Genomic DNA, 11,602 nt, shown 5'->3' on the forward strand with positions numbered 1-11,602 from the left:
GCATCGTGAATCCAGGCGAACCCCAGCATCCGGGTGGTCAGTGGTCGGGCGTCCCGCAGGGGCCGCCGACCGGAGGTTTCGCCGGCAACCAGGACCAGACCGGCGTCCACCATCCCGGCACCGGCAGCCTGCCCGGCCCGCAGTGGGGTCCCGACGCACAGCACCCGTATCCCGGTGGCGGGTGGGGACCACAGCCGTCCCGTGGCCCGGGCGCCGACCTGTCGGTGATCTTCGCGCTGGCCTCCGCGCTCGCCGGGATCGTCACCTATTTCATGGGTTTCCTCAGTTGGGTTTCGGTGTCGGCGGGAGCCGAGGAGGAACTCAACCGCTGGGGCGCCGACTTCGAGGAGGGGCAGGGCGGGATCCCCGCATTCTTCTCCTACGAGATCGTCCTGAACCCCGGGAAGTTCTTCATCGCGCTCGGGGTCGTGGGCATCGCGGCGACGTTCGTCCTGGTTCCCCGCTATCGCAGGGCACTGCCGTTCCTGGCGGTCGTCGGCGTCGCCGCGTGGCTGGCGCTGTTCGCCGCGGCCCTGATCACACCGCCGTTCCTCGATCTGGGCGCCGGCGCGATCGTCGGACTGATCCTGGGCTTCCTGCAGGTGGCGCTGCTGGTCGCGGCCGCCTTCTTGTACGGTCTGAAGAAGGATGACGCGCACCACTCCTGACCACGGTCCCGACGATCCGGTCGTCGGTCTCCTGCGTCGTGCCGGGTGTGTCTTCGCCGAAGAGGAAGCCGCACTGCTTCGCGACCAGGCCACCGGCGCAACCGAACTCGACGAACTGTGTGCGCGTCGCGCGGCGGGGGAGCCGCTCGAGCATCTTCTGGGGTGGGTGCGCTTCGGCGACCTGCGGTTGCGCGTCGGCCCGGGTGTCTTCGTGCCGCGGCAACGCTCACTGCTGCTGGCACGCACCGCAGTCGCCGCGGCGCGGAGGCGACGGTCCCCGCTCGTGCTCGAGGCGTTCTGCGGCGTCGCACCCATCGCCGCTACGGTGGCGGCCGCTGTCCCCGACGTCGGCCTGCGCGTCGTCGACACCGACGACACCGCTCTCGGCTTTGCGCGTCGAAACCTGCCGCACGGTACCGGTATTCATCTCGGTGCCGGACTCGACCCACTACCGGACGACCTTCGCGGCCGCCTGGACGTGATCGCCGCCGTACCCCCGTACGTCCCCGACGAGGCGCTCGGACTGCTGGCGCCCGAGGCCCGGGACCACGAACCGCACCGGGCGCTGCTCGGTGGCCCCGACGGCCTCGACCACATCACGGCGTTGATCTCCGGTGCCCGGGAGTGGCTCGTCGTGGGCGGTGAGCTGCTCATCGAGATGAACGCGGCTCAAGCCGAGCAGGTGGTCCGCGGCGGCGGCGCGCCTGCTGGGTCCGACATCATTCTCGGAGACGATGGCCAGACCGCCGTGGCGTGTTTTCGCCGGATGCGCTGACGACCGCCGGTTGGAACCCCTAGATCCCCAGCACCTTCCGCTGCCGTGCGACCGCTTCCCGATAGCGCCCGACGTTGGCCATCTTGACCCCCTCGTAACCCCGGACCATGTCCGGTAGTTCCGCGAGGTCGACGACCGCGGGCAGCCGGTCCGCGCCGATCCGCCCACTCGCGAGCGCATCGAGAACGGCGTCGACGAGCTCCCGGTATTCGACGATCAGCGCGCGCTCGGTACGTCGGATCTCGCTGCGGCCGAACGGGTCCATTCGGGTTCCTCGAAGCCGCTTCATCGTCGCGAGCGCGCTCAGCGGCCGGTCGGCCCACGATCCCAGCGCGAGCTTCTCGCGCATGCCCAAACTGCGCAGCGTCGGTGGATGCAGGCGCACCGCGACGTCGGCATCGGCGCCGAACTCGTCGGCGATCCGCGCGGCGAACGACGGGTCCTGCGTGAGCCGGGCGACCTCGTACTCGTCCTTGTAGGCCATCAGCTTGAACAGGTTCCGGGCGACGGCACCGGTCAGCGAGGACTCCGAGGCGACGCGTCGTACGCGGTCGACCGTGTCGAGGTAGGTGCGCGCATACCGCTCGTCGGAGTGGGCGGTGAGCTCGTCGTATCGGATCGCGATGGTGCGCCGGAGGTCGTCGTCGATGTCCGCGAGACCGGCGACCACCTCGAGGGCATGGCGGCTCGGTTCGATCTCGGCGGTGGGACGGCCGTGCAGACCATCGATGGTCGCGGATACGGAGCCGGGATCGGCGACGATCTGCCGGCCGCGCCGGAAGGCCTGCACATTGGCGGCCACCGCGACGCCGTTGAGTTCGATCGCCCGCTCGATCGATTCCGCCGAGATGGCCAGGGCGCCAGCTTGATACGCGGCACCGACCATCAGCATGTTGGCGTACTGTTCGTCGCCGAACAGTGCCGTCGACAATGCTCCCGAATCGAGGTAGACAGCTCGCGCCACCCGGTCGTCGATAGCGGAGTGGACCGCGGCCTCGGCCGGGAAGCCGACCGAGGTGTCGATGACCATCAGCCCGGTCGGCACCTGGGTGGTCGAGACGACCGCGATCGTCTTCTCCGGAGCGGCGACCTTCAGATTGGCCGGGTCGGTCCCGACGAGCGGATCGCAGACGAGATAGAGGTCGCAATCCTCGGACGCCACCTTGGCCGCCTGCTCCAGTGGATGTGGAGCCACCTTGATGTCACTGACCACCGCGCCGCCCTTCTGGGCGAGTCCGGTCATGTCGACGGTCCGGGCCGAGTGCCCGTCGAGGACGGCCGCGGTGGCGAGGACCTGGGACACGGTCACCACCCCGGTGCCGCCGACGCCCGTGATACGCAACGAGAAGGTGTCGCCGATGGCGGGGACCGTGGGCGCCGGCAACTCGGATTCCGCCAGATCTGCTGCGCGGGTGCGGATTCGATCCGTGCCCGGGGTGACGGTGACGAACGACGGGCAGTCGCCCTGCAGGCAGGAGAAGTCGAGGTTGCAGGAACTCTGGTCGATCCTCGTCTTGCGCCCGAACTCGGTCTGCACCGGGTGCACCGAGAGGCAGTTCGACTTCTCGCCGCAGTCACCGCAGCCCTCGCAGATGCGTTCGTTGATCACCACCCGACGAGTGGGGGTGGACATGGTGCCGCGCTTGCGCTTCCGGCGCTTCTCGGCGGCGCAGTGCTGGTCGTGGACGAGGACCGTGACGCCCGGGACGGCCGCGAGTTCGGTCTGCACGTCGAGCAGGTCATCGCGCGGGCGGATCTGGACCTGAGCCGGAAGTCCCAGGGTGCGGACGTGTTTCGGGTCGTCGGAGGTGACCACGATCCGGTTGACGCCCTCGTCGAGCAGCAGCGAGGTCAGCCGCGGCAGAGTCAGCGCACCCACCGGGTCTTGGCCGCCGGTCATGGCCACGGTGCCGTTGTAGAGCAGCTTGTAGGTGATGTTCGCACCCGATGCCACCGCCGCGCGCACCGCCAGTGATCCCGAGTGCGAGAAGGTCCCGTCGCCGACGTTCTGCACGAAGTGGTCCGCAGCGACGAACGGGGCCATGCCGATCCACTGCGCACCCTCGCCGCCCATCTGGGTGACGCCGGCGATGTCCCCGACCTGTCTGGGGTCCATCAGCAACACCATGGCGTGGCAGCCGATACCGGCGCCGACCAGGGTGTTCTCGGCGACCTTCGTGGAACTGTTGTGGGGGCAGCCGGAGCAGAAGTACGGCGTGCGCACGGCCAGCGGGAGCTCGATGCGGGTGCGGCGCGTGGCCTTGCGGTCGAGCCAGATCTGCGCGGCGTCGATCTGATGGCGGGCGAGCCGGTCGGCGAGGCCACGTGTCACGGCGTCGACGTCGAGTTCGCCGAACCGGGAGAACAGGGTCGAGCCGTCCTCGTGGACCTTGCCGACGATGCGCGGCGCGCGGGGATGCCGGAACAGGATGTCGCGCATCATCGTCTCGATGAAGTCGCGCTTCTCCTCGATCACGATGACCTCGTCGAGATCGCCGGTCGCGGTGTCGAACATGAACCGGTTGAGGATGTCTCGCTCGATCGGGTAGACCATGCCGAGTTTGAGGATGCGGATCCCGAGCCGGCGTAGATCGTCGTCGTCGACATGGAGGAGGCGCAGTGCCTCCCGGAGGTCGAGGTAGGTCTTTCCGGCGGCGACGATCCCGATGCGGTCATCGGGGCTCGAGACCACGATCCGGTTCAAGCCGTTGAGCCGGGCGTACTCCTGGGCGCGCGGAAGTCGGGTGGTGAGCTGATTCTGCTCGAGCTCCATGAGATGGGCGCCGAGCAGCCGTCCGCTGGGCACATGCGGACTCGTCCCGAGCTCGCCGACGACGGGCACGATCCGGTCGGGGTCGACATGCGCGGTCGACGCGCCGTCGGCGACGTGCGCGGAGATCTTGAGCGAGGTCCAGAGTCCGCTCGTGCGGCTCATGATCGCCGCGTGAACCCCTAGATCCAGGATGTCCTGCGAATCGGCGGGATACAGGATCGGGATGTAGAGGTCGGCCAGGGCCATCTCGGACGCGCACGGAACGGTGGAGGACTTCGCGCCCGGGTCGTCGCCGACGAGCGCGACGGCGCCACCGGCGGAATGGGTTCCGATGAGGTTGGCATGACGCAGCGCGTCCGTCGCGCGGTCGAGGCCGGGGGCCTTGCCGTACCAGTATCCGACGACGCCGTCGCGGGGGAGCCCATCGGCGGACGGAGCCAGGTCGCCACCACCGGTGACCTGGGCGGCGAGTTGGGAACCCATCACCGATGTCGCGGCGAGTTCTTCGTTGAGGCCGGGCCGGTGGACGATGTCGTACGGGGCGAGGAGTGCGCGGCGCCGGGCGAGCTCGAGGTCGTAGCCGGCGAGGGGAGAGCCCTCGTAACCGGAGATGAACGAGGCGGTCCGGAGACCGGAACGGCGGTCGACGCGAGCGCGGTCGCGGACCATGCGTACCAGTGCCTGGATTCCGGTGAGGTAGATGTCGCCGGCGTCGCGCGTATAGCGGTCGTCGAGCGAGAACCCGGCGACTGCCGCCTCGGGCGGTCGGTTGTCGGGGGTCGAGACGTGCTCGTAGCGAGCACGATCGTCTGCGAGGGTCATGGGGTCACCTGGCCTTCTACGTGCGGTGGCCGATCCGGGGTTCCCGGGGAGTGTCGGCGCATCGGTTGTGGCGGCCCGGGGGTGGTGGGCCTGCCACAACACTACGAGAAGACGTGACGCGCGTCACGTCACGCCGGCCGCGCGGATCATCGCGCCGGTGGTCGAATCCGGGCGTGACATGGGCCACTGCATCGCGTACGATCTCTTTCAGTTAATTCCAACTAACTGAAGGGTCGACGGTGACCAGCACGCTCGACGGCTTCCGGGCCGCACACCAGCGCAATCTCGACCTGCTCGGCGAACGCCTCCGCAACGTCTCCGCCGGCGGTGGGGCGAAGGCGCGCGAGCGCCACGTCGCGCGCGGCAAGTTGCTCCCGCGGGACCGGGTCGACGGCCTGCTGGACGTCGGCTCGCCGTTCATCGAGGTCGCGCCGCTCGCGGCCTCCGGGATGTACGGCGACAAGGTGCCCGCCGCGGGGGTGATCGCGGGTGTCGGCCGGGTGGCGGGTCGCGAGTGCATGATCGTCGCCAACGACGCCACCGTCTCCGGCGGCACCTACTACCCCGTCACGGTCAAGAAGCACCTGCGCGCGCAGGAGATCGCGGCCGCCAACCGGCTGCCGTGCATCTACCTCGTCGATTCGGGCGGCGCGATGCTGCTGCAGCAGGACGAGGTGTTCCCCGATCGCGATCACTTCGGCCGGATCTTCTACAACCAGGCGACGATGAGCGCGGCGGGAATACCGCAGATCGCCGCGGTGCTCGGCTCTTCGACCGCCGGCGGGGCCTACGTCCCGGCGATGAGCGACGAGACGGTGATCGTGCGCAACCAGGGCACCATCTTCCTCGCGGGTCCGCCGCTCGTGAAAGCCGCGACCGGTGAGGACGTTTCCGCGGAGGACCTGGGCGGCGGCGCGATGCACTCGTCGGTGTCGGGCGTCACCGATCACCTCGTCGACAACGACCAGCAGGCGCTCGCCAAGGTCCGCGAGATCGTCGCGACCCTCGGACCCCGTGAGGCGGCCCAGTGGGAGACCGTCCCGGTCCGTGAGCCGCTGCGGCCGCAGACCGACATCTACGATGTGGTGCCCACCGACCCGCGAACTCCCTACGATGTCCGGTCGGTCATCGAGATCCTGTGTGACGGGGGCGAATACTCCGAGTTCAAGGCGAACTACGGCACCAGCCTGGTGACCGCGTTCGCGCACCTGCACGGTCATCCAGTGGGGATCATCGCCAACAACGGTGTGCTGTTCAGCGAATCCGCTTTGAAGGGCGCCCATTTCATCGAACTGTGTGACCAGCGTCGAATCCCGCTGCTGTTCCTGCAGAACATCACCGGCTTCATGGTCGGCAAGGCCTACGAGCAGGGCGGCATCGCCAAGAACGGGGCCAAGATGGTCAACGCGGTGGCATGCGCGCGGGTCCCCAAGTTCACCGTCATGGTCGGCGGATCGTTCGGTGCTGGCAACTACTCGATGTGCGGACGTGCGTACTCGCCGAGGTTCCTGTGGATGTGGCCGAACGCCCGCATCTCGGTCATGGGCGGACCACAGGCGGCGGACACGCTGGGAACGGTGCGCCGCAACCAGATCGAGCGGTCGGGTGACGAATGGACGGCCGACGACGAGGAAGCGTTCAAGGCCCCGATCCGCGAGCAGTTCGAACGACAGTCCGACGCCTACTACTCGACCGCGCGGCTGTGGGACGACGGCATCGTCGATCCGGCACAGACCCGCACCCTGCTCGGCCTCGCCCTCGAGACCGCCCGGTACGCCCCGCTCGCCGAACCGCGCTACGGCGTCTTCCGGATGTGACCCCCAGAAGCCTTGACCACAGATGCGCAACGCCGCTCCCGCCTACCCCGAGGACCCCGACCGTGAGTACCAGACCCATCCGTAGTGTCCTGGTTGCCAACCGTGGTGAGATCGCCTGCCGCGTGATCGACACCCTGCGCCACATGGGAATTCGCAGCATCGCCGTCTACTCCGACGCCGATGCGCAGGCCCGTCACGTGCGCGAGGCCGACGTCGCCGTCCGCATCGGACCGGCCGCGGCCGCCCAGAGCTACCTGGACATCGGCGCGGTGGTCGACGCGGCGCGCACGACCGGTGCCGACGCCGTCCACCCGGGGTACGGATTCCTCTCGGAGAACCAGAAGTTCGCGGCCGCCCTCGCGGAGGCGGGCATCGTCTTCATCGGGCCGCCGGCCGAGGCGATCGCGACGATGGGGGACAAGATCACCGCCCGCGCCGCGGTCACCGCACGGGAGGTACCCGTGGTGCCGGGTCTGTCGCGGCCCGGACTGACCGATGACGACCTCATCGCCGCCGCACCCGACATCGGCTTCCCGGTTCTCATCAAACCCAGCGCGGGTGGCGGCGGCAAGGGTATGCATCGCGTCGCGGAACCGTCTGAGCTACCGGCGGCGCTGCAACGAGCACGGCGCGAGGCCGCCGCCGCCTTCGGCGACGACGCACTGTTCCTCGAGCACTTCGTCGACACTCCCCGCCACATCGAGGTGCAGGTGCTCGCCGATGAGCACGGGAACGTCATCCATCTGGGCGAACGCGAGTGCTCATTGCAGCGACGCCACCAGAAGGTGATCGAGGAGGCGCCCTCGGCGCTGCTCGATGCCGCGACCCGGGCTCGCATCGGTGAGGCCGCCTGCGATGCCGCCCGGAGCGTCGGCTACACCGGCGCGGGGACGGTCGAGTTCATCGTGTCGGCGCACCGGCCGGACGAGTTCTTCTTCATGGAGATGAACACCCGCCTGCAGGTCGAACACCCGGTGACCGAGCTCGTCACCGGAGTCGACCTCGTGGAACAGCAGATCCGGGTCGCCCGCGGAGAGGTGCTCGGTCTCACCCAGGACTCGATCACCCTGCGCGGGCATGCGATCGAGGCGCGCGTATACGCCGAGGATCCCGCCCGTGGCTTCCTGCCCACCGGTGGCACGATCGAACATCTCGTCCATCCCGACACCTCGCCCGGGAGCGGGGTCCGCGTCGACTCGGCCATGCTCGACGGACTGCGCGTCGGCAGCGAGTACGACCCCATGCTGGCGAAGGTCATCGCCGTCGGCGCCGACCGCGAGGAGGCACTGGAACGCCTCGATCAGGCGCTGGCCCACACCCGGGTCCTGGGCGTAGTCACCAATATCGACTTCTGCCGCTTCGTGTTGCGTCAGCAGGCCGTCGTCGACGCCGACCTCGACACCGAACTGCTCGACCGCCTCGTCGTCGACTACGCCGCGCCGGAGCCCACCCCCGAGGCCCAGGTGCTCGCCGGACTCGCGCGGATCGGGACCCGCGATGCGGGCAGTGTCTGGTCCTCGGCGGTCGGATGGCGTGTCGGCCCGCCCGCCCCGGTCATCACCCGCCTCGTCGCCGGCGCACGGCACTCGACGGTCGCCATCCAGGTCGATGCCGCCGACGCGCGATCGCTGTCCGGAACCGCCACCGTCACCGCCGACGACGACCCCGAGGCGTCGTGGACCGGGCACGTGGTCTACCAACCGGCGCAACCCGGCGACGGACGCGCGGCGGACCGTCTGGTCGTCGACGGGGTGACGCAGTCGTGGTCGAGTGTCCGCGTCGGCGAGAGCTGGTGGGTGGCAGGGCCGTCGGGCACATGGGTCCTCGAACTCGCGAAACCCCTGCTCGACGAGGCCGCCGCCGAACACGCCGGTGAGATCACCAGCCCGATGCCGGGCACCGTGGTCGCCGTGGCCACCCGGTCCGGCGACGACGTGTCCGCAGGCCAGTCGATCGTCGTCGTCGAGGCGATGAAGATGGAACATGCCCTGACCGCCCCGGTGGACGGCACCGTGGACATCTCGGTGGCGGTGGGGGACAAGGTCGATGCGGGACAGATCCTCGCTGTCGTCGCCACCTCTGAAGCAACTGCCGACTCCCAGTAGAAGGATTCACATGGAACTCACCCAGGAGTACACCGACCTCATCGCGACGGTCCGCGACTTCGCGCAGACCGTGGTGGCGCCGGTGGCCGCCAAACACGATGCCGAGCACAGCTTTCCGTATGACGTCGTCGCCCAGATGGGCAAGATGGGCCTGTTCGGTCTCCCGTTCGAGGAGCAATACGGCGGCATGGGCGGCGACTACTTTGCCCTGTCGCTGGCACTGGAGGAGCTCGGCAAGGTCGACCAGTCCGTCGCCATCACGCTCGAAGCCGGTGTGAGTCTGGGCGCCATGCCGATCTACCGCTTCGGTACCGAGGAACAGAAGCAGCAGTACCTGCCCGAGCTCACCGCGGGCACCGCGCTCGCGGGCTTCGGTCTCACCGAACCGGGTGCCGGGTCCGACGCGGGCGCCACTGCGACCACGGCCCGCGACGACGGCGACTCGTGGATCATCAACGGCGGCAAGCAGTTCATCACCAACTCCGGCACCGACATCACCTCACTGGTGACCGTGACCGCGGTGACCGGTGTGAAGGAGAACGGCAAGAAAGAGATCTCGACCATCATCGTGCCCTCCGGGACACCGGGTTTCACCGCCGAGCCGGCGTACAACAAGGTCGGTTGGAACGCCTCGGATACGCATCCGCTGACCTTCACCGACGTACGCGTTCCCCACGAGAACCTGCTGGGTGTACGCGGACGGGGGTACGCCAACTTCCTGTCGATCCTCGATGAGGGGCGCATCGCGATCGCGGCCCTCGCGACCGGCGTCGCGCAGGGATGCGTCGACGAGAGCGTGAAGTACGCCAAGGAACGCCAGTCCTTCGGCAAGGCGATCGGCGAATACCAGTCGGTGTCCTTCGCCATCGCCCGGATGGAGGCCCGGGCGCATGTGGCCCGGACCGCGTACTACGACGCGGCGGCGAAGATGCTGGCGGGCAAGCCGTTCAAGAAGGAGGCCTCCATCGCGAAGATGATCGCCAGTGAGGCGGCGATGGACAATGCCCGGATGGCGACCCAGATCCACGGCGGCTACGGCTTCATGAACGACTATCCCGTCGCCCGCCATTACCGAGACTCGAAGATCCTCGAGATCGGCGAGGGCACCACCGAGGTGCAACTCATGCTGATCGCCCGCGAGCTGGGTTTCGCATGAGCGGCGCGCCGGCGCCCGGCCCGGACGCGGACGGTGGCTCCGCGGTGCGTCGAATCGTGCAGCGAGGACTGTGGTTCGAGGAGTTCGACGAGGGCACGATCTACGAGCACCGTCCCGGGCGCACCGTCACCGAGGCCGACAACGTGTTGTTCACCACGCTGACCATGAACACCCAGGCGCTCCATCTCGATGCCGCCTGGTCGGCTGAGCAGCCGGGTTTCGGCGGGCAGCGCCTGATCAACTCGATGTTCACCCTGTCGACGATCGTCGGATTGTCGGTCTCGCAGCTCACGCAGGGCACGCTCGTGGCGAACCTGGGGTTCAGCGAGGTCGCCTTCCCGGCACCGCTGTTCGCGGGCGACACGCTCTACGCGGAGACCGAGTGCACCGGTAAACGCGAATCGCGGTCGCGCCCGGGCGAAGGCGTGGTGAACTTGACCCACATCGGACGCAACCAGCACGGCGAGGTCGTCGCCCGCGCCGCACGAGCAACGCTGGTGCGCAGGCAACGGACGGAGTGACGACGATGTTCTTCGAGGACCCACCCGGAGGTCCGGTCGGTTCAGGTCAGAATCGAGCAGGTCACGGACTGGCGGGGCCGCAATTGACCAATGCGTGGCTGCCGCCCGGACCTGCCCTGTTGTTCTGTCCGGCCGACCGTCCCGAGCGGTACCAGAAGGCCCTCGACCGTGCCGACGTGGTCATCATCGACCTCGAGGACGCGGTGTCGCCGGCCAACCGCGGCGCGGCCCGGGAGGCCCTCGTCGCCAACCCCGTGGATCCGGATCGCACCATCGTGCGGATCAACCCGGCCGGAACCGGCGACTACCGGCGCGATCTCGCGGCCGTGTCGGAGACGAACTACCGGGTGGTGATGCAGGCCAAGGCCGAGGACGTCTCCTCGATCCTGGACACCGCGTTCCAGACGATCGCCCTCATCGAGACGCCGCTCGGCGCGACCCGGGCGCGTGACATCGCCGCGACCTCCAACTGCATCGGACTGATGTGGGGGGCAGAGGATCTCGTCGCCGGCCTGGGCGGTACGTCCAGCCGCTTCGGTCCCGGTGAATCCCGCCCCGGCGAATACCGGGACGTCGCGAGCTGGGTGCGTTCGATGGTCCGCATCGCCGCAGCTGCGCACGGCAAGTTCGCGGTCGATTCGGTGCACCTCGACATCGAGGACGTCGACGGACTCGTGGCCGAGGTCCGCGATGCGGTGGCACTGGGTTACACCGCCACCGCCTGTATCCACCCGTCTCAGGTCGACCACATCCGGGACGGTTACCGGCCGTCCGACGAGGCGGTCGAATGGGCGCGCCGGGTCCTCGACGGTGCCGCCGAACACGCGGGCGGGGTCTTCAGCCTCGACGGCCAGATGATCGACGGACCGGTCCTGCGCCAGGCCGAGGTCGTCCTCTCCCGCGTCAGCGATCCCCGTCCGGATGCCGCCGGCGAGAACTGACCGAACATCCCACCCAATCCGGGC

8 protein-coding genes are annotated in these 11,602 nt (G+C 68.8%); 7 read left to right on the forward strand and 1 reads right to left on the reverse strand.

All coding sequences use genetic code 11. From position 1 onward, the window contains the following. Window positions 1–5 precede the first annotated feature (5 nt). Both CA982_RS21165 and CA982_RS21170 read left to right on the forward strand, forming a co-directional pair. The gene (locus tag CA982_RS21165) at window positions 6–668 is read left to right on the forward strand and encodes a DUF5336 domain-containing protein (protein WP_086537157.1); all 663 of its coding nucleotides are present in this window, start codon (window positions 6–8) and stop codon (window positions 666–668) included. After that, complete coding sequence (locus tag CA982_RS21170) at window positions 649–1,443, forward strand: class I SAM-dependent methyltransferase (RefSeq protein ID WP_086537158.1); 795 nt, start codon at window positions 649–651, stop codon at window positions 1,441–1,443. The genes CA982_RS21165 and CA982_RS21170 overlap by 20 nt, the downstream gene beginning before the upstream one ends. 19 nt (window positions 1,444–1,462) lie before the next feature. Here CA982_RS21170 and CA982_RS21175 read toward each other — a convergent pair whose 3' ends face one another. Next, window positions 1,463–5,038 (reverse strand): indolepyruvate ferredoxin oxidoreductase family protein, encoded by a 3,576-nt coding sequence (locus CA982_RS21175; RefSeq protein ID WP_086537159.1) that lies wholly within the window; start codon window positions 5,036–5,038, stop codon window positions 1,463–1,465. A 239-nt stretch (window positions 5,039–5,277) separates the two neighbouring features. On the opposite strand from CA982_RS21175, the gene CA982_RS21180 reads away from it, so the two are divergent. The 5 genes from CA982_RS21180 (at window position 5,278) to CA982_RS21200 (ending at window position 11,578) form a co-directional block, all read left to right on the forward strand. After that, window positions 5,278–6,855: a carboxyl transferase domain-containing protein gene (locus tag CA982_RS21180; RefSeq protein WP_086537160.1), complete on the forward strand. Its 1,578-nt coding sequence runs from the start codon at window positions 5,278–5,280 to the stop codon at window positions 6,853–6,855. Between the two features lie 62 nt (window positions 6,856–6,917). Beyond that, a complete protein-coding gene (locus CA982_RS21185) occupies window positions 6,918–8,960 on the forward strand; it encodes an acetyl/propionyl/methylcrotonyl-CoA carboxylase subunit alpha (protein WP_086537161.1) in 2,043 nt (680 codons plus the stop codon). A gap of 10 nt (window positions 8,961–8,970) precedes the next feature. After that, the gene (locus CA982_RS21190) at window positions 8,971–10,116 is read left to right on the forward strand and encodes an acyl-CoA dehydrogenase family protein (RefSeq protein ID WP_086537162.1); all 1,146 of its coding nucleotides are present in this window, start codon (window positions 8,971–8,973) and stop codon (window positions 10,114–10,116) included. Continuing rightward, window positions 10,113–10,637, forward strand: a complete 525-nt coding sequence (locus tag CA982_RS21195) for a MaoC family dehydratase (protein WP_086537163.1) — start codon at window positions 10,113–10,115, stop codon at window positions 10,635–10,637. Before CA982_RS21190 ends, CA982_RS21195 begins: the two co-directional genes overlap by 4 nt. Before the next feature lie 5 nt (window positions 10,638–10,642). Continuing rightward, window positions 10,643–11,578, forward strand: coding sequence for an HpcH/HpaI aldolase/citrate lyase family protein (locus tag CA982_RS21200; RefSeq protein ID WP_244176415.1), 936 nt, complete (start codon window positions 10,643–10,645; stop codon window positions 11,576–11,578). Window positions 11,579–11,602: the final 24 nt, after the last annotated feature.

The organism is Gordonia lacunae, from assembly GCF_002149015.1.
Lineage (GTDB): Bacteria > Actinomycetota > Actinomycetes > Mycobacteriales > Mycobacteriaceae > Gordonia > Gordonia lacunae.

What these genes read in the sequence shown, in the direction of transcription:
- CA982_RS21170 (WP_086537158.1), top strand. Translation starts at nt 649, where the DNA reads ATGACGCGCACCACTCCTGACCACGGTCCCGACGATCCGGTCGTCGGT.
- CA982_RS21175 (WP_086537159.1), bottom strand. Translation starts at nt 5,038, where the DNA reads ATGACCCTCGCAGACGATCGTGCTCGCTACGAGCACGTCTCGACCCCC.
- CA982_RS21190 (WP_086537162.1), top strand. Translation starts at nt 8,971, where the DNA reads ATGGAACTCACCCAGGAGTACACCGACCTCATCGCGACGGTCCGCGAC.
- CA982_RS21195 (WP_086537163.1), top strand. Translation starts at nt 10,113, where the DNA reads ATGAGCGGCGCGCCGGCGCCCGGCCCGGACGCGGACGGTGGCTCCGCG.
- CA982_RS21200 (WP_244176415.1), top strand. Translation starts at nt 10,643, where the DNA reads ATGTTCTTCGAGGACCCACCCGGAGGTCCGGTCGGTTCAGGTCAGAAT.